This window comes from Nonomuraea sp. JJY05 (assembly GCF_043496855.1).
Lineage (GTDB): Bacteria > Actinomycetota > Actinomycetes > Streptosporangiales > Streptosporangiaceae > Nonomuraea.
On record NZ_JBIEIS010000003.1, the window covers coordinates 253,060 to 277,765 of the forward strand.

The following is a 24,706-nucleotide window of genomic DNA, read 5'->3' on the forward strand; positions in this document are numbered from 1 at the left end:
CGCCCGAAACCCCTGCCCAGGCCCTGGTTACGTACACGCCGGAAGGCTCGTCGCTCATGAGCGCTCGCCGGACTCGAAGGTGCTGTTCGAGGAGGGCAGCGTTCGTCCTGTCTTCTCGATCATCCTGTCCGGGACCGTACGATCTGTTTAGCGTGCCGGCGGTGACGGCCAGGGCTCCGGCTGCCGGCCGAGTCCCGCGGCGCAGTGGGCACGCTGGTCTTTTCCAGCGCGACCTATTCCCGAGGGCGGTACCACATGGACCTACGTGAAGGCGGCGCGGTGCCGGACTCGGGGATGGAGGCGTTGCTGGCGGCGGGTGGCTCGGTGGGAGCGATGATGCGCGGGCACGACTGGGCCGCCACTCCTTTCGGTGAGATGGACGGCTGGCCGCAGAGCCTGCGTAGTTCGTTGAGCATCTGCCTGACCTCGGCATTCCCGATGGTCATCTTCTGGGGGCCGCAACTGGCGCTGGTGTACAACGACGCCTATCTGTCGGTGCTGGGCACCAAGCATCCCCGGTCGCTGGGGCAGCCTGCGGAGGAGTGCTGGCGGGAGATCTGGCCGACCATCGGGCCGATGCTGGGGCAGGTGCTGTACGAGGGCAAGGCCACGTACGCGCATGATCTGCTGCTGGTCCTGGAGCGGTCGGGGTTCCGGGAGGAGGGGTATTTCCGCTTCTCCTACAGTCCGATCCGGGACGAGTCCGGCGGCGTGGGCGGGGTGTTCTGCGCGGTCACCGAGACGACCCAGAGCGTGGTGGCCGAGCGGCGGCTGGCAACGGTGCGGGAGCTGGGGGAGCGATCCATCACGGCGAGCCCGTCGGCGGCGCAGGTGTGCGAGCAAGCCGCCCGGGCGTTGTCGCACAACCCCGCCGACGTGCCCTTCGCCCTGCTCTACCTGCTGGAGGGCGAGCAGGCCGAGCTCGCCGGCGCGGTCGGGCTGACGCCCGGCGGCGAGCTGAGCCCGGCTCGGGTGGACCTGGGGGGACAGGACGTTCCGTGGTCGCTGGCGGCGGCCCGTACCGGGATCGTCGAGGTGGCCTACCCTGGCGCGCCGCAGCTGACGGCGCTGAGCCGCGCCGGCTTCGACGCGCCCGTACGGGCGCTGGTGCTGCCGATCGCGCGGCCGGGCGCCGAGGAGCCGGCCGGGCTGCTGGTGGCCGGGGTCAACAGTGGCCGGCCGCTGGACGAGTCCTGCCGCAACTTCGCCGTTCTGATGACCGATCACGTGTCCGCGGCCATCGCGAACGCGACCGCGTTCGAGGCCGAGCGGCACCGTGCCGAACAGCTGGCGGCGCTGGACAGGGCCAAGACGATGTTCTTCTCCAACATCAGCCACGAGTTCCGCACCCCGCTGACGCTGCTGCTGGGACCCGTGGAGGATCTGCTGGAGAAGGGGGATGGCTGGGACCAGGACGACCGCGAACGCCTCCAGCTGATTCACCGCGGCGCCGTGCGGCTGCTCAAACTGGTCAATACGCTGCTGGACTTCTCCCGCGCCGAAGCCGGGCAGATGCGTCCTCGCCTGGAGCCGGTCGACCTGGCGGCGCTCACCTCCGAGCTGTCCAGCCTGTTCCAGGTGCCGGTCGAGCGAGGCGGGCTGCGGCTGATCATCGATTGCCCGCCGCTGCCGCTGCCGGTCCTCGTCGATCCGGATATGTGGGAGAAAATTACTCTCAATCTGCTGTCCAACGCCTTCAAATTCACTCTCGACGGCGAGATCACGGTGAGCCTGCGCGCGGCCGGCGATCACGTACGTCTGGTCGTGGCCGATACGGGAGTCGGCATCCCCGCGAACGATCTGCCCCGCCTGTTCGACCGGTTCCATCGCGTCTCGGGAACCGCGGCCCGAAGCGGGGAGGGCAGCGGCATCGGCCTGTCCCTGGTCCGTGAGCTCGTGCAGTTGCACGGCGGCACGATCGAGGCCGACAGCACCCTGGGAGCCGGCTCCGCCTTCACCGTGCTGCTGCCGTACGGGGCCGACCAGCCCTCGACGGCGTCGGCCGGCCCCGCCCGGACCGGCGAGCCGGCGGCAGCCAAGCTCGACGAGCCGCAGGCGGCCGGGGCCGACGGGCAGCAGGCGGCTCGCGCCTACCTGCAGGAGGCGCTGAGCTGGACACCGCAGGACGCGGCCGGGCCGGCCGCGGGTCCGGAGGTGCTGCTCGTGGACGACAACGCCGACATGCGTGCCTACCTGACCCGCGTGTTGTCGCCACACTGGCGCGTGCGCGGCGTCGCCGACGGACGCCAGGCCCTGGAGGCGGTCGGCCACGCCGTGCCCGACCTGGTGCTCACCGACGTGATGATGCCGTACCTGGACGGGTTCGGACTGCTGAAGGCGTTGCGCGCGGATGAGGGCACCCGGCACATCCCGGTGATCATGATCTCGGCGCGTGCGGGCCAGGAGTCCGCCATCGAAGGCCTGGACGCCGGCGCCGACGACTACCTCATCAAGCCCTTCACCACGGCCGAACTGGTCGCCCGGGTCCGCACCCATCTGGAGACCGCGCGCCAGCGCCTGGACGCGGCCGACCGCATCCAGAAGCTGGCCGACATCACCCAGCAGCTGAACGCCAGCCTCGATCCCCACCGCATCAGCCGCATCCTGGCAGAGCAGCTCGTGCCCGCCTATGCCGGCGGCTGCGCCATCTGGCTGCAGCCCGATCCGGAGGAGCCGGATCGCAGAGCGCTGTATCTGGCCCACACCATCGGCACCGAGGACGGCGCCGAGGACGGCGGCGAACCACCCCGGTTCGCTGTCGCCGCCGTTGAGGAGCAGGACCGGCGGGTGACGCACTTGACGCACCGTGACAGGCACATCGGCGTCGTGCGCCTGGACGGCCTGACCCGAGCGGGACACGATGCTCGCGAACGGCCCTATCTGGCCGAACTGCTCGACCGCGCCGCCCAGGCACTGGACAACGCGGCACGCTACGCACGCCAGCGCCGCATCGCCGTCCGCCTGCAGCGCTCTTTGCTGCCGCCGTCCTTGCCCGTACTGGACTACGGCAGGCTGGTGAGCCTGTACCTTCCCGGCGCCGCGGGCCATCAGGTGGGCGGCGACTGGTATGACGCCGTGGAGCTGCCGGACGGCCGGATCAGCCTCACCATCGGCGACGTCATGGGGAAGGGCGTGGAGGCCGCGGCGCTGATGGGCCAGCTGCGCAGCGCCGCCCGCGCCTATTCTCTGGACGGCATGCCTCCCGCCGCGCTGCTGGAAGGACTCAGCCTCTTCCTCACCGCAGGCGGCCAGCACGGCCTCACCACCATGTGCCACGCGCTCTACGACCCTGCGGGCGGCAAGCTGGAGCTTGCCAACGCCGGCCACCTGCCGCCCCTGCTGGCCGGCGGCGACGGCGTGGCGGAGCTGCTGCCCGTGCACCATGGCCTGGCCCTCGGGGTGGACCCGGACTTCCGCTACACCACCGAGACCTTCACACTCGCCGCCGGCTCCACACTCCTGCTCTACACCGACGGCCTGGTGGAAACGCCCGCCGACCTCCTGGACGACCGCCTGACCCGGCTGTGCCGAAGTATGGCCGTCCAGCACGCCCCTGAGGCGCTCTGCGAGAACCTGGTGACAGCGATGCAGATCGACACCGCTCATGACGACGTGGCGATGCTGGCGCTGATCTTGCAACCTCCGGCCCGTTCGCCAGGGCGTACTCGGTTATGAACTCGACCTTGTGCCCAAGTCGATCCGCGCGGCCGGAACACGACGCTCCGGCCGCGCGGTGGGACGCTCGCCTCACCCGCAGTCGCTCACTGCTCCGCCGGTTTCGAGTTTCAGCCTGGACGCCGCTCGCCACCGCCGCAAAGCAAGGGCCGGCGAGGACGATTCATCGGTAGCCGGCGGCGACGATGTTGGCCTGGACCGCGTTCTCGGTGGCGTCCGACGGATAGCCGGAGGTCATCACGCCCTCGTAGAAGGTGCCGGCCGCTGACGCTACGTGCGCCGCGGCCATGCCGGCACCGGCTGTCGACAGCGCGACGACGAAGGCAGCCGGGAGTGCCACCCGTCGGCGTAAAGAGCTCACCTTTCGCATGGGTGCCTGCCTTCTTGGGACGTGACGTTCCGCTACGGGGTCGTGCAGGTGACGGCGGTGGGCGCGGTGGAGCCGTTGCCGTTCGCGGTGAAGCCGAACGTGGTCGTCCCGTTGGCGGCGATGGTGCCGTTGTAGGGGGCGTTCCTGACGGTGACCGTGCCGCTGGTGCCGGTGTTCACGCCGTTCCACAGGCTGGCGATGGTCTGCCCACCGGCCAGCGTCATCTGCACGGTCCACCCGTTGAGCGCGGACGGCCCGTTGTTGGTGACCGTCACCTCGCCCTGGAAGCCGGTGCCCCAGTCGTTGACCAGCCGGTACGTCGCCGCGCAACCGTCCGGTTGGCCGCTCGGCGTGGGCGTGGGCGTGGGCGTCGGCGTCGGCGTCGGCGACGAGGAGGTGCCGCCGCTGACCCGGTACACGACGGTCCCGTGCGACGGCACGCTGGCCGAGATGGTGCCGGTGCCGGCGCTGACGGTGTTCGTCCACGCGTCGCGCAGGGTGAACGAAGCGCCCGTCAAGCCGATCGCGGACGCGGTGGTGCTGATCGTGGTCGTAGTGCCGCCCTGGTTGAACAGGGCGACCGCGACGTCGCCGTTGCCGAGCTTCTTGGCCAGCACGCGCCGGGTTCCGTCGTTGCTGACCTCACGTGCCTGCAGGCCGAGCGGATCCTGGTTGATGGCGATCAGGTTCTGGTTCTTCAGGATGGTCGTCGTCGCCGAGTCCATGGTGCGCAGGTCGTTCCCGGCGATCAGAGGTGAGGCCATGATCGCCCAGAGCGCGAAGTGGCTGCGCATCTCGGTGTCGGTCATGCCGCCCCGGCCGATCTCCATCATGTCGGGGTCGTTGAACGCGCCCGGCCTGGCGTAGGACGCGAGGGGGACGGTGACGTCGACGATGTTCTGGATGCCCATCGGGTATCCGTTGGTCTGACCGGTGTTCCACTTGTTGGTGATGTCCTCGGTCGTCCGCCACAGGTTGGCGACGTCGCCCCAGTTGCGCTGGGGCCCGGTTTTGGCGTGGATGCTGTTCGGGTTGATGCTGTAGACGATCGGCCGCCCGGTGGCCGCCAGCGCGTCACGCATTTTCGCGAATGTACGGACCTGGTCGTCGATGGTGCCGTTGGGTGAGCACCAGTCGTACTTCAGGTAGTCCACGCCCCACGCGGCGAACTGCCTGGCGTCCTGGGCCTCGTGCCCCTGGCTTCCGGTCGCGCCCGGGTAACTGCCGAAGTACTGGGCGCAGGTCTTGTCCACCGGCACCTGGTAGATGCCGAACTTCAGTCCCTTGGCGTGCAGGTAGTCGCCGAGGGCCTTCATCCCGCTGGGGAAGCGCGACGGATTGCCCTGCAGGTTCCCCGCGGAGTCGCGGGTGGGGTTGAACCAGCAGTCGTCGACCACGACGTACTTGTAGCCGAGGTCGCGCAGGCCGGAGCTGACGATGGCGTCGGCCATCTGCTTGATCAGCGTCTCGTTGATGTTGCAGCCGAAGGTGTTCCAGCTGTTCCACCCCATGGGGGGCGTGCGGGCCACCCCGTTGTCCAGGGCGCCGGCCTGGTCCTCCAAGGCGATCAGACCGCCTACGAGAATGCCGGCGGCGAGAAGAATTCCCACTTTGCGCAAGGACCCTCCTGAAGATGAGCGGCTTGCCCCGGATGAACCAAGAGTCAGGGGCTGGTGCAGGTGGCGGTGGGCGTGGCAGCGGTGCCGTTGGCGGTGAAGCCGAAGGTGGTGGAGGCGCCCGCGGCGAGGGAGCCGTTGTAGGGGGCGTTGCGGACCGTCACGGCGGAGCCGGAGACGCTCTGCGTGCCGTTCCACAGGCTGCTGATGCTCTGCCCGCCGGGCCAGGTCCACTTCACGCTCCAGCCGTCGACCGGCGCGCTGCCGGCCCGGACCGTCACCGTCGACTGGAAGCCGCCCTCCCAGCTGTTGACCGTCTCGATCGTGGCCGAACACGCCCCCGGGACCGGGGTCGGCGTGGGAGTCGGAGTCGGGGTCGGCGTGGGTGTCGGGTCGCTCTGGAACTGGGTGAAGAACTTCCACACCTCTGCCGGGACCCAGGTACGGGAGCCGCTGTCGCCGCCGGCGCCGTCCTGTGGTGCGGCGATGTGGCCTTCGTCGAACGCGGCCCAGACGACCGGATGCCCGGCCGAGCAGCCGGAGTAGGTGGTGACCCGGTGCGTCAGGCTGCCCTGCGCCGGCTCGGGCGGGCTCTGTGCGGTGCAGCCGTTGTTCCTGACGAACCGGTCACGAAGGGACCGTCCGCCGGAGATGTTGAGCACGTTGTCCCTGATGCCGTGGATCCCCATGTAGGCGATGGGCTGGCTGCCGCCGCTACATCCGCTGAGCTGCCCGCCGGACTGGACCGCGACCGCCCGGAAGACGTTCGCCCGGGCGCACGCGATCGCGTACGACATGGCGCCGCCGTAGCTGAAACCCGTGGCGAACAGCTGCGTGGTGTCGACGCAGAGCGCCCCCTCGATCTGCCTGACCATGTCGTCGACGAAGGTCAGGTCCTCACCGTTGGAATTGCCCCAGCCGTTGTTGAAGCCCTGGGGGGCGACGAAGATCGTGCTGTTGTTCGCCAGGCGCAGGAGCCCGTAGTAGGCCCAGACGTCGCGTTGCACGGTCTGACCCGTGGCGACGTCGGTGGCGGTGCCGCCCAGCCAGTGGAACCCGAAGACCAGCCGGTATTGGTGGTTCATGTCGTAGTTGTCGGGGACTTTCAGAATGTAGCTGCGATTCTTGCCGCTGGTCTGGATCGAACGCGTACCGCTCGCCAGCCCTGGCGCCTTGCCACATCCCGCGGAGGCCGCCAGGGGGCTGGCCGGGGTCGTGCCGAGACTGGCGCTCAGCGCCGGGCCGCCTGTGGCCACCAGGACAGCGAGCGCCACGACCGCTAAGGCGGTCACCAAGGGTCTACGTCTTGACATCGTGCCACTCTCTCTGCCGATCCGAGGCCGGCGTTCGTCGAGGGGTAGTCGATGGGGAGGGGTAGGCCTGGAGATGCGTTATCGATAACACATCACGGTGTAAGGGTGCGCCTGCCGCATGTCAAGGATCACTGAAAGTTTCAGTGGCTGGTCGGGGGCCATCACGGCCGCATCCCCGGACGCACCACCAAGTCCGCGAATAAGGAGCGCTGGACAGCCCCATGCGTTACCGATCACATGCTGTGATCTCTTACGGCACGGGTGGCGTGTGGGGAGCGGTGTCGCGGTCGGATGTGGTGGCCCAGCTGGCGAGGAGACGGAGTTTGTCCTCGGAGTCGCTGCCCGGTTCGGTGCCGTAGGCGACCAGGGTGAGGCCGTCAGCGGTCAGGTCCAGGGATTCGTAGGTGAGGTGGAGGTCTCCGACGACGGGGTGGTGGAAGGGTTTGGCGCCCTGATGGTGCTGGCGGACGTCGTGCCGGGCCCAGCGGGTACGGAAGTCCTCGCTGCGGGTGGAAAGCTCGCCGATGAGGTCGGTGAGGTCCTTGTCGTAGGGGTCCCGGCCGGCTTGGGCGTGCAGGAGGGCGACGGTGTCGTCGGCGGCGCGGTTCCAGTCGCCCCAGAACTGGTGGGAGCGGGGATCGAGGAAGATGAACCGGGAGTGGTTGGGGGTGGCGCCGCGGGCGGCGTCGATCATGGGCGCGTACAGGGCGCGGCCGAGGGCGTTGGTGGCCAGGACGTCGCCGCGGCCGTTCATGACGAAGGCCGGGGCGCCGGTCATGGCGTCCAGGAGCCGCTGCACCGCGGGCCGTACCTGGTCGGGGGCAGGGCGGCGGCGCCGTCGCGGGCCGGGGCCCGCGACGCGCGCGAGATCCTCCAGGTGGGTCCGTTCGGCGTCGTTCAGCCGCAGCGCGCGGGCCAGGGCGTCCAGGACGTGGTCGGACACCCCTGACAGGTCGCCGCGTTCCAGGCGGGAGTAGTACTCCACGCTCACTCCGGCCAGCTGGGCGACCTCGGCGCGGCGCAGTCCGGGGACCCGGCGGGTGCCGTAGGAGGGCAGCCCGGCCTGTTGCGGGCTGATCTTGGCCCGCCGGGAGGTCAGGAACTCGCGGATCTGCTCGCGGTTGTTCACTCTCCCCAGGCTAGGCCGCCTTCCGTAGCGCTGGGGTGCCCTGGCATTACACCTTTCGCCAGTGCCTTCCTCCCTGGCTGACCAGCTCTTTTACTGGTATTCGCGACTTTTCCCGGCCCGGGGGACCTGGGAGGCCGGAAGCCTTGGAAGGCGAATGGTCGCCATGAGTAGCGGGTCTATCACCGGCAGGTACAGGTAGGCCGCTGAGAGAACACCAAGCCAGAGGAGTACCCGATATGCGTGGAGTAGTGATGCACGCCCCCGGCGACGTCCGGGTGGAGCAGCGTGAGGACCCCAAGATCCTGGCCCCGACCGACGCGATCATCCGGCTGTCCGCGGCCTGTGTCTGCGGGTCGGATCTGTGGCCCTACCGCGGCATCGAGCCGGTCGAGAGCCCGACCCCCATGGGCCATGAGTACGTGGGTGTCGTCGAGGAGGTCGGCGGCGAGGTGAAGAACGTCAAGCCCGGCCAGTTCGTCGTCGGCTCGTTCGTCTCCTCCGACGGCACCTGCGAGATCTGCCGCTCCGGTTACCCGTCCTCCTGCGTTCACCGGGTGTTCATGAACGCGGTCGGCACGCAGGCCGAGCGTGCCCTGATCCCGAACGCCGACGGCACCCTCGTTGCCACCCCGGGCATGCCCGACGCCGACCTGATCCCCGACCTCCTCGCCGCCTCCGACGTGCTCGGCACCGGCTGGTTCGGCGCGGTGGCCGCCCAGGCCGGACCCGGCAGGACGGTCGCGGTCGTCGGGGACGGCGCGGTCGGCCTGCTCGCCGTCCTGGCAGCCAGGCAGCTCGGCGCCGAACGGGTCATCGCGATGAGCCGCCACGACGCGCGGCAGAAGCTCGCCCTGGAATTCGGCGCCACCGACATCGTCACCGAGCGCGGCGGCGAGGGCGTCGAGAAGATCAAGGAGCTGACCGGCGGCCTCGGCGCGCACTCGGTCGTCGAGGCGGTCGGCACCCAGGAATCGATGCTCCAGGCCATCCGCTCCACCCGGCCCGGCGGTCACGTCGGTTTCGTCGGGGTCAACCACGACGTCGCCCTTGCCGGTGACGAACTGTTCTTCTCCCAGGTCCACCTGCACGGCGGCCCGGCCCCGGTCCGGCAGTACCTGCCCGAGCTGATCGACCTCATCTGGGACCGGAAGATCAACCCCGGCAAGGTCTTCGACCTCACCCTGCCTCTGGAGCAGGTGGCCGAGGGGTACAGGGCGATGGACGAACGCCGCGCCATCAAGACCCTCCTGCAGCTGTGAACCGGCACCCGCACCACCGCCTGCGGCGAAGGGCGCTGTCTCCGCGCTGATCCCACACCGGCGCGGAGACGGCGCGCTTCTGCGCCGTCGCCGTTGTCCCGGCGGGCCGTGGCGGCCCGCGGGTCAACGCGTGCAGCGCCGGATCCAGGGTTCGGGCAGGATGGTTGCCACCAGGTTGTCGCAGCCACATGCTCGGAGTTCCAGTGATGAACGAACCCCGGTCAGCCGATCCACCGGCGATCACGATCAACGATCGAGTCCTGCATCAGATCATCGACGGGTTCGGGGTCTCCACGGCGTTCCGGCGAAACGAACTGATCAGGGCTCTCCCGGAGGACAAGCGGCGAGAGGTCCTCGACCTGTGGTTCAGCCGCGAGCGGGGAGCCGGGCTGAGCATTCTGCGTCTCGGCATCGGCTCGGCCCCGCTGGGCAGCCCGTACGACGAGATGGTGTCGATCCAGCCGGAGGACCCCGGCGGCCCGGACGCCCCGCCCGCGTACGTGTGGGACGGCGACGACAACAGCCAGGTGTGGATGGCCAAGGCCGCGCAGGAGTACGGCGTGCGGCGCTTCTTCGCCGTCGCCTGGAGCGCGCCCGGCTACATGAAGGACACTGGCGAGGACAGGAACGGCGGTCGGCTGAAGCCGGAGTGGCAGCAGGCCTATGCGGACTACCTGGTGCAGTACACGCGGTTCTACGCGCAGGAAGGCATCCAGATCACCGAGCTGGGGTTCGCGAACGAACCCGACTGGACGGCCCCGCACGCCTCCATGCGCTTCAGCCCTGAGGAGGCCGCTCGGTTCGTCAAGGTGCTCGGCCCCATCGCCTCGGGCGTGCGGCTGGTGTGCTGCGAGTCGGTCGGCTGGACGGAGGCCAGGGCGTACACGAGCGCGATCGAGGCCGACGCCGGGGCCCGTCGCTGGGTGAAGGTCCACACCGGGCACAGCTACGCCACCCCCGTGGACTCCCCGCTGCCGACGGAACGGCCGACGTGGATGTCGGAGTGGCATCCCAACGGCACCTGCTGGAACGAGAACTGGTACGACGGCAGCGGCTCCGACGGCTTCACGATCGCCCTGGCCGTGCACGACGCGCTCACTCTCGGCGGCGTCTCCGGCTACCTGTACTGGCTGGGTGCTTCCACGGGGAAGACGAGGGCGTTACTGCTGATCGACGAGGAGGCCAAGACCTACCGGGTCTCCAAGCGGCTGTGGGCGCTGGCCGCCTACAGCCGGTTCGTCAGGCCCGGCGCGGTCAGGCTCGACGTGGCGGTCGCGAAGCCGGCCCTGAAGGTGTCCGCGTTCCGCAACCCCGACGGCTCCCGCGTCGTCGAGGTCCTCAACACCGGCATGGCCCCCGTCACCTGGGAGGGGGTGGACGGCCACGTCTCGGCCTACCTGACCGACGAGGACGAGTCACTCGGGTCCCTCCCCGTGGAGGGCGGGGCGGTCACGCTCCCGCCGCGCGCCCTGACCACGATCGTTCTCGGCCAGACCTGAAAAGCGCCCGTTCCTCAGCCGAGCGATGACGGCGCGACGGACTCGCGGCTGCGGACAGGCATCGGAACCCGGTGCACCTCGCCCACCCGGTCGCTGTCCGTGCGGTCACGGTCGATCTCGGCGAAAAGCACGTCGACGGCCTTGCGCCCCAGCTCGTAGTGGGGCAGTGCCACGGTGGTCAGCTTGGGCCGCATCCATGAGGCGATGGGATGGTCGTCGAAGGAGACGACGGAGACGTCGGCGGGCACCTTGAGCCCGAAATCGTCGAGTGCCTGGTAGGCGCCCATGGCGATCCGGTCGTTGAAGCAGATCAGCGCGCGTGGCTGGGCGGTGCGCAGGAGGTCGCGCGTCGCGGCGAGGCCGTATTCGGGCTGCCAGTCGGGGCAGGTACGAGCGCCCGCCACCTTGACTCCCCTCTCACCGAGCGCCTCGCGGATGCCGACGAGCCGTTCCACCGCCGCGACGCTCTCGGCGGGCACGTCGCGCAGGCCCGGACCGGCGCCGATCAGGTAGATGCCGTCGCGGTGGCCGGCCTCGAGCAGGATGCGGGCGGCGTGGCGACCGGCCTCGACCTCGTCGGGAAGGACGGCGGGCAGGGGAGTGGGCTGCTTGGCCAGTGCGTTGAGCAGCACGGCGGGCGCGGCCGTGATGGCCTTGGGCACCTTGATGGTCCTGGTGAACATCGAGGCCAGGATGAGCCCGTCCACCTGGCGGTCGTGCATGGCCTGCAGCAGGAGGCTCTCGAGTTCGGCGTCGCCTTCGGTCTCACCGATGAACAGCATGAAGCCACGGTCACGGGCGGCCTCGAGCGCTCCCTTGATCATGTCACCGGCCAGCCGTGAGGTGGCGACGGTGTCGGAGACGAAGCCGATCGTCCGGGTGGTGCCCGTGCGCAGGCCCACGGAGACGATGTTGGGCCGGTACTGCAACTCGTCGGCCGCTTTCAGCACCCGCTGCTCGACGTCCTGAGAGATGCGCAGCTCACGGCCGCGCCCGGACAGGACAAGCGATGCGGTCGTGCGGGAGACACCGGCAGCCTTGGCCACATCCGCCAAGGTGACCCGTCGTGGGCTCACCCAGAACCTCCGATCGTCAAGAGTGGGTTACGGGGGGTTGACACCGTGCGATACGCACCGTGAGACTAACGGGCGCTAACCCGATTTAGCAACGGAGTCGGGACATCAGCCTGTGCCGATTGTCCCAGGCAACAGAGGAGATGCACATGGCTCGTCGAGGTCGCTCCGGCAGGTCCGGGGCCGCGCTGGTGATCGCCATGGGGACGCTGGCCGCCGCCTGCGCGGCTCCCGGCAGCAACAGCCCGCAGCCCGCGGCCACCAGCGCGTCGGCCCCGTCCGCGGCGCCCACCTGCGGCACCGCGCCGATCACGATGAACGGCTACTTCGAGACCGGGTTCCCGCTTCCCAAGGCGCTGACCACGGAGTTCACCAAGCAGCACCCGAACGTCACGTGGAACGTCCGCGAGGACCAGTTCGCGGTGATCACGCAGAACGCCCCCCGCGTGCTGGCGGACAACCCGCCCGACCTGATGCGCCTGCCCCAGGTCTCCGAGCTGGTCAAGGACAACCTGCTGAAGAACCTCGACGGCTACGCGAAGGCGTTCGGCTGGGACAAGTGGCCGGCTTCCCAGCTTGAGCAGCTACGGCTCGGCCCGGGCGGGCGGCCGCGCGGCGAGGGCTCGCTGTACGCCATGGGTCTCAACTCCAGCATGACCGGCCTCTTCTACAACAAGAAGCTCGCCGCGCAGATCGGGATGTCCGCGCCGCCCGCCACCCTGGCCGAGCTCGACGCGGCGCTGGCCAAGGCCAAGAACGCGGGCATCACGCCCATCGTGCAGTTCAACGGCGGCGCCACCGGCGGCCTGGCGTTCCCCCTGCAGAACCTCATGGCCTCCTACGGCCCGGCTGCCCCGATCAACGACTGGATCTTCCAGAAGCCCGGCGCCACGATCGACACCCCGTCGAACCTGCAGGCCGCCCAGCACCTGGAGCGCTGGATCAAGGCGGGATACTTCCAGAAGGACGTCAACGCGGTCGACTACGCGACGATGATGAGCCGCTTCATCGACGGCCAGGGCCTGTTCATGTTCAACGGCGACTGGGAGTCCGGCAACCTCGACAAGCAGATGCCGGGCAACGCCGGCTTCTCCCTGATGCCGCCGGCGCAGCAGGGCGGCAAGCGGGCCGCCATGTCGGCGCCCCTCACCTTCGGGATCGCCGCGAACGCCAAGAACGCCGACTGCGCCGCCTTCTTCCTCAACTGGGTGGCCACCGACAAGCGGGCCCGCGAGATCGGCGTCGAGGTCGGCGGATCGCGTCCGATGGGTCCCGCCGACGCGTACATGCCCGAGGTGGCCGCGGACAAGGTCACCGCCGCCACGCTGGCGGCCGGAGCGGACATCTCCAAGGACAACGGCGCGATGGACTTCATCGCCAACGCCACCGGCGCCATCTACGCCAAGAGCTGGACACCCCAGCTGCAGAAGCTGGTGGCCGGACAGCAGAAGCCGCAGGAGCTGCTGAAGGCGGTCCAGGCCGACTACACCAGCCAGCTCGAAGGGAACTGAAGCCGGTGGTGACCCGCTCTCCCGGCGCGCGATCCGCGCACCGGCGGCCGGCCGCGACCAGGCTGCGCGACGCGCGCGGCCTGGTCGGCTGGCTGTTCATCGCGCCGGCGTTCGCCTTCTACGCGGTCTTCGTCCTGCGCCCGATCGCCCTGACGTTCCAGTACTCGCTGTACGACTGGGACGGCATCGGCCCGTCCACCTGGGTGGGGGCGGCCAACTTCGGCAAGGTCTTCACCGACCCCGACCTGTACGACTCGCTGATCAACGCCGTCAAGCTCATCGCCTTCTTCAGCGCGATCCCGGTCCTGCTGGGCCTGGCGATCGCCGCCACGATCCGGCGCATCGCCGAAAGCCGGCTCGCGCTCGTGGCGCGGACCGTGCTCTTCCTGCCGCAGGTCATCCCGCTGGTGGCGGCCGGCATCGCCTGGAGCTGGCTGCTGGCCTCCACGGGCGTGATCAACCAGCTGCTCTCGCTCGTCGGCCTCGGCGGGATCACCCGGGCCTGGCTCGGCGACTTCTCCACCGCCCTGCCGGCGGTCGGGATGATCGGCGCATGGGTGCTCCTCGGCCTGTGCACGCTGCTGCTCCTGGCCGGCATGAGCAAGATCGACCCGGCGCTGTACGAGGCCGCCCGGCTGGACGGCGCCGGACCCTGGCGGGAATTCGTCTCGATCACCGTCCCCAGCCTGCGGCAGGAGATCGCGGTCTGCGTCACCGTGACCGTGATCGCGGCCCTGGCCAGCTTCGACATCATCTACATCTCCACCCAGGGCGGTCCCGGCAACACGACCATGGTGCCCGGCCTGCAGATCTACTACCTGGCCTTCTCCGAACGCGAGGTCGGCATGGCCTCGGCCCTGGCCATGGTGCTCATGGTCCTCGTGATCGCCTGCGCCCTTCCCATCCAGTGGTTCACCAAGGAGGGCAACCGATGATCACCTCGTGGCGGGAGTCCTGGACCGCCAGGCTGCTGCTCATCGCCATGATGGCGATCACCATTTTGCCGTTCCTCAGCCTGTTCGTCACCGCCCTGCACCCCTCGGGCACCTACCCGGCCGGGCTGGACTGGCCGTCCGACCCGCAGTGGGGCAACTTCCTCGCCGCCTTCCAGGCCGCGAAGATGGGCGAGCTGCTGAAGTCGAGCGTCCTCATCGTGCTGGGCGTGGTCCCGATCTCCATCGTCCTGGCGACGATGGCCGGCTTCGCCATCGGTCACCTGCGCGTCATCGGCGGGCGCGTGATCTTCCTGCTGTTCGTGCTCGGCCTGACCCTCCCCTTCGAGGGCATCATCACGCCGCTGTACTACCAGATCCGCGACATGGGACTGCTCAACACGCGCTGGGCGATCATCCTGCCGCTCATCGGCCTGTTCATGCCGTTCTCCGTCTTCTGGATGCGCGCGCACTTCGTCAACATGCCCGGAGAGCTGTCCGAGAGCGCGCGGATGGACGGGGCCAACGTCTGGCAGCTGTTCCGGCGCATCCACGTGCCCCTGGCCATGCCGGCGATCTCGTCCCTGGGCATCCTGCTGTTCCTGTGGACCTGGAACCAGTTCCTGCTGGCCATCGTCCTGGTCGACGACCCGGCCAAGCGCACCATGTCCGGGGCCCTGGGCGCCTTCCAGGGGCAGTGGGGCACCGACATCCCGCTGCTGTGCGCCGGGTCGCTGCTGATCCTGACCCCCACGCTCGTGATCTTCCTCATCTTCCAGCGGCACTTCGTCAAGGCCCTGCTCCAGGGCTCCCTGAAGGGCTGACGGCGATGAACGCGACACCACCGCCGTACGGCGGGATCGAGGGCTCGCAGCGGACACGCCCCGGCGGTCACCGCCGCGGGCGGGGAGCCGCATGAGCGCCGGCCGGCCGGCGCGCTGGACCCAGCGGCACCTGGATCTGCTCGTCGACGCAGCCGCGACCACGGCACCCGTCATCGACCCCGCGGCCATGCCCCGGATCCTGCCGGACCATGACCTGTGGGACCTGTGGCCCGTCCAGGAGGAAGACGGCTCGACCTGCGCGATCAGCGGCCAGGAGCTGTGGATGGCGCTGTCGGCGCCGGTCCTCGGCCACCCTGAGGAGCGCCACGACCAGGCCCGCATCCGGCTGCTCGCCAAGGACGGCGGCAGCTGGACGGACCTGGGTCACGCGTTCGCCGACGGCGCCTCGCCGGGCAGCCGCGAATGGTCGGGATCGGCGGTCCGCCGCCCCGACGACACCGTGTCGGTGTTCTACACGGCCGCCGGACGGCGTGGGGAAACCCCTCCGACGTTCCGGCAGCGCGTCGTCGAGGCCCGCCCCGCTCTGGTCGCCGACGGCCGCCGGATCCTGCTGGACCCCGGCGCCGAGCACCGTGAGATCCTCCGCTCGGACGGCCGCATGTACCTGCCGGCCGAGGAGATCATCGGGATGCCGGGACGTATCAGGGCATTTCGCGATCCCGGCTGGTTCCGCGATCCGGCCGACGGGCGCGACTACCTGCTCATCGCCGCGTCCGTCGCGGAAGACGACCGTTTCAGCGGCGCGATCGCCCTGGCCGGGACGCGGGACGGCGCCTGGTCCCTGCTGCCGCCGCTGGTCGTGGCCGAGGGCGTCAACCACGAGCTGGAACGGCCGCACATCATCGTGCACCAGTCGCGGTACCACCTCTTCTTCTCCACCCAGCGCCACAGCTTCCACCCGGCCGACTCCGCGCCGACCGGGCTCTACGGCTTCGCCGCCCCCAGCCTGACGGGACCGTACGAGCCGCTCAACGGGTCCGGGCTCGTCCTCCAGAACCCCCGCACCGAACCGGACCAGGCCTACGCCTGGCTGGTGCTGCCGGACCTCCACGTCGTCAGCTTCGCCAACTACCGATCGCACCCGGGCCTGGATCTGCGATCCGCGGGGGCCGCGCAGGCACGGGCCGGCTTCGGCGGCACCATCGCGCCGACGCTGAAGCTCGCCCTGAACGGGATGACGACCTCTGTCATCCCGGCCGGGACCTAGCATCCGGACGCGGAACCGCCGCACGGTACCCGCATCGGCGCCCGCGGTGCCGGTGAGGGTGCGGGCCCGGCTCGGGACCAGAGCGGGGCCTTCGGACCGGCGTGGGAGGCTACAGGCCGGTCATCACGAGCCTGATGAAGTAGGAGTAGAAGGTGTCGTCCGTGCCGGTGATGGTCTTCGTCAGGCCGACCGTCTGCCCCGTGGAGAGCGTGGCGCAGAGTGAGCCCTGCGCGGTGATCGTGCCGAGGGTCGTGCCGCCGGCGACCCACGGCGGGGTGACCTCGCGCACGCTGTAGAGCGCAGACCCGGAGGAGCTGATCGTGGCGCTCGGGCTGCCGAAGGAAGCCGTGTAGGCCCGGGCGCCGCCCCACATGTTGACCCAGTTGTTGCCGGCGGGATACATGATCCCGCCCAGGTTGACGCGGATCTCGTCCACGCCGTCGGACTCGTCGACGTTGTTCGAGTCGATGTAGTCCAGTTCCACCCGGCACGTCGCGGCTCTGGCCGTCGCGCCGGCGGGCGGGGCCGCGGCCAGCGCCACCGGCACGGCCAGGACCGCCGCCAGGGCGAGCCCGGGGATCAGTTTCTGAGTGCGCATCCTGTTTCTCCTACGGTGTGACGTGCGCCCCGCTCCTGTCGCGAAACGCGGCATCAGAGTGGGACAGGCAGCGTGAGCGCATCGTGAGAGCCCAGGTCAGTGACACAGAGCACGTTCCATGTGCGCTTTTTGGCACAGTCGCGCGGCCGGGGCGCGCCTACTGTGCTGCGTCTATGGGAGATTCGCTGACCCTGCTGCTGCTCGGCCCGCCGGAGCTGGCCGTCGGCGGGCGGCCGGTGGGCATCCGCGCCGCCAAGACGCGCGCCCTGTTCTGCTACCTCGCCGCCACACCGGGGCCGCGGCCGCGCTCGGAGCTGGCCGCGCTGTTGTGGGGCGAGCGGCCCGACGCCAACGCCCGGGGCAGCCTGCGCCTGGCGCTGTCGGAGCTGCGCAAGGAGGTGGGCGGGTGGCTGGACATCACCCGCGAGCACGTACGCTTCCGCGCCGGCGACGGCTGCTTCGTGGATCACGGGCGCCTGGCCCAGACACCGACCGTGGCCGAGGCGCTGCGCTTGTGGCGCGGCGACTTCATGGACGGCGTGTGGTTCTGCGACGCGCCGGCGTTCGGCGGCTGGCTGGAGTCGGAGCGGGAGCGGACCCGGCTGCTGCTGCGCGAACTGCTGCTGCGGGCCGGCTCCGCGCCGCCCGACCAGTTCGTACGGCTGGCGCGGCTGGTCGCCGGGCTGGATCCGTACGACGAGGAGGCGCACCGGCTGCTGATCACGGCGCTGGCCCGTGGCGGGAACCGGGGCGCGGCGCTGGCCTGCTATGACGACCTGCGGCGGCGCCTGGCCGACGAGCTGGGGGTGGAGCCCGCGCCGGAGACGGAGGCCGTCCGCCGGCAGCTCGTCACCCCCGTACCAGCGCCGGAGTCCGCGGCCGCCGGCCGGCAGTTCCGTGCCGCGCCGCCCGTACCCCGCACCGACCTGTTCGGCCGGCAGACGGAGATCCGCGAACTGCGCGCGCTGCTGGCCCGCGAACGCCTCGTGACCCTGCTCGGCCCCGGCGGCGTCGGCAAGACCCGCCTGGCCATCGCCGCCGCCACGCCGTCGTGCGCGTTCGTCTCCTTCGCCGGGGTGGACCCGGAGGCGGCCGTCACGACGCTCGCCCGGCGCCTCGGCGTGGACCTCTCCCCGCAGCGCCCTGCCCTTGACCTGCTGCTGGCCGCCCTGTCCGGCCGCGAGCAGCTCCTCGTACTGGACAACCTCGAACACCTGCCGGCCGTCGACCCGGTCATCGCCCGGATCATGCGCACCGCTCCGGGCGTGCGGATCCTCGCGACCAGCAGACGCCGCCTGGACGTGCCCGGACAGGTGACGTTCGAGGTGGCGGGCCTGCCGGGCCCGGAGGCCGAGGCGTTGTTCGCGTCCAGGGCCGTAGGGGCGCAACCGGCGTTCGACCCCGGCCCGCACGCCGTACCGGTCGCCGCGATCTGCGCCGCCATCGGCGGCCTGCCCCTGGCCATCGAACTGGCGGCCGGCCTGCTGCGCGCGGTGCCGCTCGCGGAGCTGGCCCAGCGCCTCGGCGTGGACGACGGCCTGTTGTCCGCCGAAGGGCCGGCCGTCCGGCCGCGGCACGCCTGCATGCGCACGGTCTTCGAGACGTCCTGGCGGCTGCTCGACCCGGCCGGGCGAGCGGCGCTGGCGGCGTTGTCGGTGTTCAGCGGCGGCTGCACGCTGCGTGCCGCGCTGGAGGTGGCCGGCACCACGCCGCGCGTGCTGGTCCACCTGGTGGATCACAGCATGATCCAGCTCACCCCGTCCGGCCGCTATGTCCTGCACCCGCTCATCCGGCAGTTCGCCGCCGGACACCTGAACCCCCGGGAGCGCCGCGCGGTGCGTGAACGGCACGCCACCCACTTCGCCTGCCTGCTCGACCGGTACGCCGCCGCCCTGCAGGACGCCTCCGACGACGAGGTCACCCGCGTGCTGGGGGTGGAGATGGACAACATCCGGCTGGCCTGGGCGGTGTCCGGCCGGCCCGGATTCCTCGACCGCTACTGGGTGCTGTGCCTGCGCCTGCGTCTGTACGAGGAGTCCGGCGCCGTCGTCCTGCGGCACCTCGCCCGTACGCGCGCGGCCCCGTACCTCCGGGCACGGTGGTTGCGGATGGCGGGCGTGAGCGAGCACCAGCTGGCCAGGGAGCGCGAGTCCACCCGCCTGGCCAGGATGGCGCTCGACACGATAGGCGAGCCGCTCCCGACGTCCCGGCCCGGCCTCGCCGCCGCCGTCCTGACGGCCGCCGCCCGCCGGCTCCTCCACCGCGCCCTGCCGATCCGTCGCCCAGGCGCCTCGGCACAGGCCGAGGCGGCGCAGGCGCTGACGTTCCTGGCGCGGCTGGCCTACCACCAGCAGGACCTGCTCACCATGCTGGCCGCCTCGTTACGCCAGCTCAACGCCGCCGACCGGACGCCGGACCCGGCCCTGCGCGCGGAGGCGTACGCGAACTTCGCCACCATCGCCCGCCTCGCCGGACGACATCGGCTGGCCACCCGCTACGGCGCCCTCGCCGAGCGGTCGCTGAGCGACATCGGCCACCCGACCGAGCCGGCGAGCCGCGCCCGCCTGGCCAGGGGCCTGGATCTGCTCGCGGCCGGGGACTTCGAGGCGGCGCGCGCCTCGTTCGCCGAGTGCCGGGCCAGGACGGTCGACCCCCGGGTGGCGGAGAACTGCGCGGGGATGCTCGCCGAGACGGCCCTGTGGCGCGGCGACTTCGAGCAGGCGGCGGAGCTGTTCGCCGACACGGCGGAGCAGGCGGCCAGGCGGGTGGGCGGCGACGACATCGGCCGCCACTGGTGCCTGATCGGCCAGGCCGAGGCGCTGCTGCGGATCGACGGGACGAGCGCGGAGCGGATCGGGCAGGTGCTGGCGGCGGCCCGCGCGTCGACCGACCGCCGCCGCTCCCACGAGCAGCGGCTCGGCCTGCGTGACGGCGCGGTCATGCCGCTGATCCAGGAGATGCGCCTGCTCACGGCCGCGGCCCGCCTCGGGCGGATCGGCCCGGGGCAGGCGCTGACCACGGCGCTGGAGCTGGCCGCCCGCCTGCCGGCGGGCCGGCGCGGCCTGCTGGAGTGCTGGTCCGGCCTGGCCGAACTGCTCGTGTCCCTGCCCCCGGACGCCGCCACGGCGCGCCGGCTCGACCGGCACCTGGCCGGGTTCCTGTCCCGCCAACCCGGCGCCGCGGCCCGCATCGGCTGGGCCCGCGCCCTCGTCCTGGCCCACGGGGGGAGGCGGAAGGCCGCGAGGAGAGCGGCGGAACAGGCCGTGCGGGCGGCCGAACGGCTCCGCGCACCGTACGATCACCGCAGGGCGGAGGAGCTGACCGGCCGCTTCACCGATCGGGGACAGGCGTGACCCGGGCAGGGGCCAAGGTTGCGATCTCCGGATGCCGGTGTCAGCCGCTCCACGAGCCGCGGTGCACGACCTCCTCCAGCGGCCTCCTGCCGCGCTTCAGCGAGGGCGAGCGCTTGTCCTGCGCCCGGTATCCCATGCTGATCACCCCGATCGGCGTGTACGCCTCGGGCACCCCGAAGGCCTCCTTGAACGCCTTCGTCCGCCCGCCCGGCGGGATGCCGAAGAAGCAGGCGCCCAGCCCTTCGTCGACAGCGGTCAGCAGCATCAGCAGCGAGGCGAACCCGGTGTCGATGTCCCAGTACGGCACCGGCCAGCGGGCCTCGTCCTTGTCCTCCCAGCCCTTGTCGCGCTCGGCGTACCGGTCGAGGTAGGCCTGCTTGTGCGACAGGGCGACGATCAGCAGCGGCGCCCGCCGCAGCCCCGCCCCCCACTCGGAGTCGTCGGTGGACGCCTCCCAGAACCGCTCGCGGTCGGCCGGATCCTCCAGCACCAGGAACGCCCAGCCCTGGCTGAACCCGGCAGAGGGCGCGTGCAGCGCGTTGCCGAGGATCCGGTCGACCACAGCGGCGGGCACCGCACGGTCCGGGTCGTAGTTCCGGACCATGCGGCGCCGCCGTACCACCTCTTGAAACTCCATAAGGGTCAGTATCGCTCGGCGACCCCTGTGTTGATCTCGACGAGGGCCACCATCGCGTCCGTGAGGCCGATGAGGCCGGGGTCGGCGAGGGTCTGCTGCGCGTGCTTGGCGGCCTCGCCGACCGTGTGCAGGTGCAGCCGCTCGATCGTGATCGTGCGAACGGCCGTCGCCGCGTTGATCCGCCTGCTGGCCAGGTTGAAGTACGTGGTCAGCAGCTCGGCGCGGAGGTTGCGCGGCGGCAGCAGCGGCAGCGTGAACGCGGCCCCCACCTCCTGCTGGGACAACCGGCCGTCGGGTGTCGAGCCGTCGATCCCGTCGAAGCGGGTGTCGGTGGCCTGGACCCTGGCCAGCAGCTCAGCGGTCCGCATCGAGGGGAAAGCCAGCCAGATGCCCTGCGGGCGCGGGTCCCTGCTCGGCGCGGCCTCGGTCACGGTGCTGGTGGAGGTCGCCGTGGCCGGGGTGTAGGAGCAGCCGTTGGCGTTGCCGTAGGAGACCTGGGACTGCCCGGTCAGGACGGTCCCGCCCACCACGAGCAGGCTGGAACGGCTGCTGAACGCAACGGTCGTGGTCGAACCGGCCGCCAGCGTGCCCAGGTTCCAGGTCAGCGTGCCGCCGTCGACCGCGCCCGGCTTGGGGCCCGCGCCCTGGTCGAGGGCCGTGCTGTAGTACACCTCGGGCGGCAGCTTGTAGGTGAGCTTGGCCCCGGTGGCGCTCGCGCCTCCGGTGTTCTTCACCGTCAGCGTGGTCGTCACCGCCTCCGCCGCGCCGGCGGTGGGCGTCGCGCTCGCCGTCAGGGTGAGCTTCGGCGCCTTGACCGCGGTCGAGGCCTTGCCGGTGTTGTCGGAGGTGTCCTCCTCCGCGCCACCCGCCACGTTCTTGCCCACGACGGTGGCGGAGTTGGTGACCGTGGCGGCGTCGTCGGTCTTGCACGGGATCGCATAGGTGAAGGTCTCGCTGCGGCTCGCCCCGGCGGCCAGGTCGGGCAGATCGCGGGTGACGGCGGCGCCGTCGGGCAGCGTGTCGGTGAGCTTGACGGACTCCGCCCCGCCCTTGCCGACGTTGTCCACCTTGACCGTGTAGGTGAGGGTGTCGCCGGGCTCGGCCGACTCCTTGTCGACGGTCTTGGTGGTGGCCAGGTCGGGCGTGTAGAAGTCCTGGAAACCGGCCTCGATCTTGGCCGCGGTCACGAAGTCGATCTCACGGCCGGACTCCACGCCCGCGCCGGGCTTGGAGACGTCGAGCTTCAGGTGTCCCCAGTCGTCGTAGTCGGTGAGGATCGGGTCGCGGCCCTTGTCGTCGCTGCCCGGCTTCGGCGTCGACTGGCACTTGTTGTCGGGCCCCTGGATGATCGCGTCGTTGAACTGGACGTCGTCGTTCATCCTGGTGGAGTCGATCGTGTTGTTGGTGCCCGCCAGGACGCACACGTCGTCCTCGGAGTTGATGTCGGCCGCGATCGTGGGCGGATCCTCCGTCCCGTTCACGTTCCAGTCCAGCCAGTCGACGATCGGGTCGACCGGGCCGTACTGCTCCGGCTTGCTGGGGATCTTCCAGCGGGCGTAGTCGTCGCCGGGGCCGATGGCCTTGCTCTCATCGAGGTGATCGCGGTCGAGCCGGGGCATCGTGCCCTTGGAGTAGTCCAGGCGGCGGGGCGCCGGGTCCAGGCCCGTCGGGATGCCGGCCGGCTCGTAGGCGTAGTTCATGATGCTGAGGTAGTTGGGCTTGTAGTTGGTCCGGGTGTCGCCGCCGTGGGCGAGCCCGAGCGCGTGTCCCAGCTCGTGCATCAGCGTGCCGGCCTGGTCGCGGGCCGTACCGGAGAAGACGACGTCCGGGCCGCTGCCCACCTTCATCAGCTGGATGTCGTCGGAACCCTTCTTGATCTTGCTGTTGCAGACGTGGTCGGGGCCGACGCCGATCAGGTTGCCCTTGGGGAAGTCGTCTCCCACCACGGCGGAGTCCACCTTGCCGTTCGGGCCGCCGTCGACGCACCACGTACGCCACTCGCCGAGCGTGACGATGAAGTCGCGGTTGCCGCGGCTGGGGTCGCAGCACTGGCCGGAGACCATGCTGCCGGCGGTGAGGTCGTGGGCGAAGATCGTGTAGTGCGCGTACGGCGCCAGCTCCCTGGGCAGGTCGGCCGTCCTGGCATTGGCGAAGGCGGTGTCCTTCTCCGTCATCACGGCCTGCTCCGGAATGCCCGTGCCGACCATGGGGATGAAGTCCACCCCGTCGTCCAGCGGGACGCCGTAGGGGCAGGGCTGGGTGGCCTTGGTCGGGCCGTCCTCGAAGGCGCGCCTGAGCTCCTGGAGCGCGGCGTCCTTGGGCCTGTGGGTGTGCTGGGCGTCGCCGGTCATCCAGTCGATCCACACGATGACCGTCTTGCGGCAGGGGTTGGCGCCCAGCTGCTTCAGGTCGTACTTCATCGAGTCGTCGGGGTTGCGGATGCCGAAGCGCTCGATGACGTCGGGGATGCCGTCGCCGTCGATGTCGGGCAGCGGGCCGCTGGTCCGCTCGATCTTGAAGCCGATCCCCGCCCGCTTGCCGTCGTGCGCGTTGGGGAAGTTGGGGTCGCCGTCGCCCTCCACGTAGGTCTGGCCCGGCGTGAGCAGGTCGCCGGGATCGGTCCAGGTGTCGGTGCCGATGTCGTACTGGAGCTCAAGGTCGTCGTCCTGGTTCTGCGGGCTGATGTCCAGCTTGTCGTCGCCGCCGTTGAGGCCGCCGTCCTCGTCCCAGAGGCGGATGAGAATCGGCACCTTGGTGGTGTCGTCCGGGACCTGCACGTCCTGGGTGAAGATCCACGGAGGGTCGAACGTGCTGGGGTCGAACTCGTCGTCCTCCACCGCGCTCCTGCGCTGCAGGTCGCCGTTCCCGATGCGGATCTCGGGGAAGTAGTTGCCCGTGCCGTTGTCGGGGCTCTCGATCTGGCGGATCTTGTTGATCGTGAGCCGGAGCGTGACGCCCGTACTGGCCTGAGCGGCGGGCGTGTTGACCACCACCAGGCTGAGCGCGATCAGACATAACACTGTGAGTAAGCGCATGCGGCCAGAATGAAGTCATCTCGCGGGACGCGCATGAGTAGGGTCTACTCAGAACCCGGGGCTCCTCGCGCTCGTCATACCCACCATGATGAAGAAACTCGTGATCGCCGTGGCCGCCACCCTGACGCTCGGCGCCACCCCCGCCCTCGCCCAGACCAAGCCGGTCCTTGGTCCGAACGGCTTCGGCGGCCTGAAGCTCGGCATGTCGCTCAAGCAGGCCAGGGCGACCGGCAGAATCACCAAGAAGATCGACGGCGGCGCCGACGGCTGCTCGGGCTGGGACCTGAAGAAGTATCCGACCGGTAAGAACAGCGTCGGCCTGTACATCTCACCGAAGATGGGCGTCGCCGCCTTCTTCGCGCCCAAGGCCGCCAAGACCCCCGAAGGCGTGGCGATCGGGACGGCCAAGTCGCAGCTGGACAAGATCTACCCGCGCATCAAGCAGGACACGCACGGCTTCTGGGTGACCACGGTGCCGGGCAACAAGAAGGCCTACTACTCCTTCACCGTCCAGCACGGCAAGGTCACGGATTACGGCATCGCCCTCAAGGAGCAGGACTGCTTCAACTGATCGGCTCGGCCCGCCACAGGAGCACCGCGCAGGTGAATGCGCCACCGCGGAGCTCACCGTCAGCGGCACTGCGAATGTGATGA

General features: G+C 70.4%; 17 protein-coding genes. 9 read left to right on the forward strand and 8 right to left on the reverse strand.

The window, feature by feature from the left end:
• Positions 1 to 255 precede the first annotated feature (255 nt).
• Complete coding sequence (locus ACFKCF_RS05350; RefSeq protein ID WP_394491189.1) at positions 256 to 3,675, forward strand: SpoIIE family protein phosphatase; 3,420 nt, start codon at positions 256 to 258, stop codon at positions 3,673 to 3,675.
• A gap of 163 nt (positions 3,676 to 3,838) precedes the next feature.
• Here the strand turns inward: ACFKCF_RS05350 and ACFKCF_RS05355 are convergent, their stop codons facing one another.
• The 4 genes from ACFKCF_RS05355 to ACFKCF_RS05370 all read right to left on the reverse strand — a co-directional run bounded on the left by ACFKCF_RS05355 (position 3,839) and on the right by ACFKCF_RS05370 (position 8,103).
• Positions 3,839 to 4,015, reverse strand: coding sequence for an arabinofuranosidase catalytic domain-containing protein (locus ACFKCF_RS05355; protein WP_394491191.1), 177 nt, complete (start codon positions 4,013 to 4,015; stop codon positions 3,839 to 3,841).
• Positions 4,016 to 4,077: 62 nt separating this feature from the next.
• A complete protein-coding gene (locus ACFKCF_RS05360) occupies positions 4,078 to 5,655 on the reverse strand; it encodes a cellulose binding domain-containing protein (protein ID WP_394491193.1) in 1,578 nt (525 codons plus the stop codon).
• Between the two features lie 53 nt (positions 5,656 to 5,708).
• On the reverse strand, positions 5,709 to 6,974 hold the full coding sequence (locus tag ACFKCF_RS05365) for a cellulose binding domain-containing protein (RefSeq protein ID WP_394491195.1): 1,266 nt from the start codon (positions 6,972 to 6,974) through the stop codon (positions 5,709 to 5,711).
• A gap of 250 nt (positions 6,975 to 7,224) precedes the next feature.
• On the reverse strand, positions 7,225 to 8,103 hold the full coding sequence (locus ACFKCF_RS05370) for a helix-turn-helix transcriptional regulator (RefSeq protein ID WP_394491197.1): 879 nt from the start codon (positions 8,101 to 8,103) through the stop codon (positions 7,225 to 7,227).
• A 236-nt stretch (positions 8,104 to 8,339) separates the two neighbouring features.
• Between ACFKCF_RS05370 and ACFKCF_RS05375 the strand changes: the two genes are divergently transcribed.
• Together ACFKCF_RS05375 and ACFKCF_RS05380 are read left to right on the forward strand one after the other, a co-directional pair.
• Positions 8,340 to 9,362 carry a zinc-dependent alcohol dehydrogenase family protein gene (locus ACFKCF_RS05375; protein WP_394491199.1) on the forward strand — a complete coding sequence of 341 codons (1,023 nt, stop codon included), beginning with the start codon at positions 8,340 to 8,342 and terminating at the stop codon, positions 9,360 to 9,362.
• A 206-nt stretch (positions 9,363 to 9,568) separates the two neighbouring features.
• Positions 9,569 to 10,861 (forward strand): glycoside hydrolase, encoded by a 1,293-nt coding sequence (locus ACFKCF_RS05380; protein WP_394491201.1) that lies wholly within the window; start codon positions 9,569 to 9,571, stop codon positions 10,859 to 10,861.
• Between the two features lie 14 nt (positions 10,862 to 10,875).
• On the opposite strand, the gene ACFKCF_RS05385 is transcribed toward ACFKCF_RS05380, so the two are convergent.
• Positions 10,876 to 11,907 (reverse strand): LacI family DNA-binding transcriptional regulator, encoded by a 1,032-nt coding sequence (locus ACFKCF_RS05385; protein ID WP_394491203.1) that lies wholly within the window; start codon positions 11,905 to 11,907, stop codon positions 10,876 to 10,878.
• A 176-nt stretch (positions 11,908 to 12,083) separates the two neighbouring features.
• Between ACFKCF_RS05385 and ACFKCF_RS05390 the strand changes: the two genes are divergently transcribed.
• The 4 genes from ACFKCF_RS05390 to ACFKCF_RS05405 all read left to right on the forward strand — a co-directional run bounded on the left by ACFKCF_RS05390 (position 12,084) and on the right by ACFKCF_RS05405 (position 16,429).
• Entirely contained in the window at positions 12,084 to 13,445 is a 1,362-nt protein-coding gene (locus tag ACFKCF_RS05390) for an ABC transporter substrate-binding protein (protein WP_394491205.1), read from the forward strand.
• A gap of 8 nt (positions 13,446 to 13,453) precedes the next feature.
• Entirely contained in the window at positions 13,454 to 14,380 is a 927-nt protein-coding gene (locus ACFKCF_RS05395) for a carbohydrate ABC transporter permease (protein WP_394491207.1), read from the forward strand.
• Entirely contained in the window at positions 14,377 to 15,201 is an 825-nt protein-coding gene (locus tag ACFKCF_RS05400; protein WP_394491209.1) for a carbohydrate ABC transporter permease, read from the forward strand. The genes ACFKCF_RS05395 and ACFKCF_RS05400 overlap by 4 nt, the downstream gene beginning before the upstream one ends.
• 91 nt (positions 15,202 to 15,292) lie before the next feature.
• Positions 15,293 to 16,429, forward strand: coding sequence for a glycoside hydrolase family 68 protein (locus ACFKCF_RS05405; RefSeq protein ID WP_394491211.1), 1,137 nt, complete (start codon positions 15,293 to 15,295; stop codon positions 16,427 to 16,429).
• Between the two features lie 109 nt (positions 16,430 to 16,538).
• On the opposite strand, the gene ACFKCF_RS05410 is transcribed toward ACFKCF_RS05405, so the two are convergent.
• Positions 16,539 to 17,027 carry a hypothetical protein gene (locus ACFKCF_RS05410; RefSeq protein ID WP_394491213.1) on the reverse strand — a complete coding sequence of 163 codons (489 nt, stop codon included), beginning with the start codon at positions 17,025 to 17,027 and terminating at the stop codon, positions 16,539 to 16,541.
• Positions 17,028 to 17,200: 173 nt separating this feature from the next.
• Between ACFKCF_RS05410 and ACFKCF_RS05415 the strand changes: the two genes are divergently transcribed.
• Positions 17,201 to 20,380 (forward strand): ATP-binding protein, encoded by a 3,180-nt coding sequence (locus ACFKCF_RS05415; RefSeq protein WP_394491215.1) that lies wholly within the window; start codon positions 17,201 to 17,203, stop codon positions 20,378 to 20,380.
• A 40-nt stretch (positions 20,381 to 20,420) separates the two neighbouring features.
• On the opposite strand, the gene ACFKCF_RS05420 is transcribed toward ACFKCF_RS05415, so the two are convergent.
• Both ACFKCF_RS05420 and ACFKCF_RS05425 read right to left on the reverse strand, forming a co-directional pair.
• Positions 20,421 to 21,017 (reverse strand): nitroreductase family protein, encoded by a 597-nt coding sequence (locus tag ACFKCF_RS05420; RefSeq protein ID WP_394491217.1) that lies wholly within the window; start codon positions 21,015 to 21,017, stop codon positions 20,421 to 20,423.
• Between the two features lie 5 nt (positions 21,018 to 21,022).
• Positions 21,023 to 24,052, reverse strand: a complete 3,030-nt coding sequence (locus ACFKCF_RS05425) for a CARDB domain-containing protein (RefSeq protein WP_394491219.1) — start codon at positions 24,050 to 24,052, stop codon at positions 21,023 to 21,025.
• A gap of 85 nt (positions 24,053 to 24,137) precedes the next feature.
• Here ACFKCF_RS05425 and ACFKCF_RS05430 point away from each other — a divergent pair, with 85 nt between their 5' ends.
• Complete coding sequence (locus ACFKCF_RS05430; RefSeq protein WP_394491221.1) at positions 24,138 to 24,623, forward strand: hypothetical protein; 486 nt, start codon at positions 24,138 to 24,140, stop codon at positions 24,621 to 24,623.
• Positions 24,624 to 24,706: the final 83 nt, after the last annotated feature.

What these genes read in the sequence shown, in the direction of transcription:
- ACFKCF_RS05350 (WP_394491189.1), top strand. Translation starts at nt 256, where the DNA reads ATGGACCTACGTGAAGGCGGCGCGGTGCCGGACTCGGGGATGGAGGCG.
- ACFKCF_RS05365 (WP_394491195.1), bottom strand. Translation starts at nt 6,974, where the DNA reads ATGTCAAGACGTAGACCCTTGGTGACCGCCTTAGCGGTCGTGGCGCTC.
- ACFKCF_RS05375 (WP_394491199.1), top strand. Translation starts at nt 8,340, where the DNA reads ATGCGTGGAGTAGTGATGCACGCCCCCGGCGACGTCCGGGTGGAGCAG.
- ACFKCF_RS05380 (WP_394491201.1), top strand. Translation starts at nt 9,569, where the DNA reads ATGAACGAACCCCGGTCAGCCGATCCACCGGCGATCACGATCAACGAT.
- ACFKCF_RS05390 (WP_394491205.1), top strand. Translation starts at nt 12,084, where the DNA reads ATGGCTCGTCGAGGTCGCTCCGGCAGGTCCGGGGCCGCGCTGGTGATC.
- ACFKCF_RS05400 (WP_394491209.1), top strand. Translation starts at nt 14,377, where the DNA reads ATGATCACCTCGTGGCGGGAGTCCTGGACCGCCAGGCTGCTGCTCATC.
- ACFKCF_RS05405 (WP_394491211.1), top strand. Translation starts at nt 15,293, where the DNA reads ATGAGCGCCGGCCGGCCGGCGCGCTGGACCCAGCGGCACCTGGATCTG.
- ACFKCF_RS05410 (WP_394491213.1), bottom strand. Translation starts at nt 17,027, where the DNA reads ATGCGCACTCAGAAACTGATCCCCGGGCTCGCCCTGGCGGCGGTCCTG.
- ACFKCF_RS05415 (WP_394491215.1), top strand. Translation starts at nt 17,201, where the DNA reads ATGGGAGATTCGCTGACCCTGCTGCTGCTCGGCCCGCCGGAGCTGGCC.
- ACFKCF_RS05420 (WP_394491217.1), bottom strand. Translation starts at nt 21,017, where the DNA reads ATGGAGTTTCAAGAGGTGGTACGGCGGCGCCGCATGGTCCGGAACTAC.
- ACFKCF_RS05425 (WP_394491219.1), bottom strand. Translation starts at nt 24,052, where the DNA reads ATGCGCTTACTCACAGTGTTATGTCTGATCGCGCTCAGCCTGGTGGTG.
- ACFKCF_RS05430 (WP_394491221.1), top strand. Translation starts at nt 24,138, where the DNA reads ATGATGAAGAAACTCGTGATCGCCGTGGCCGCCACCCTGACGCTCGGC.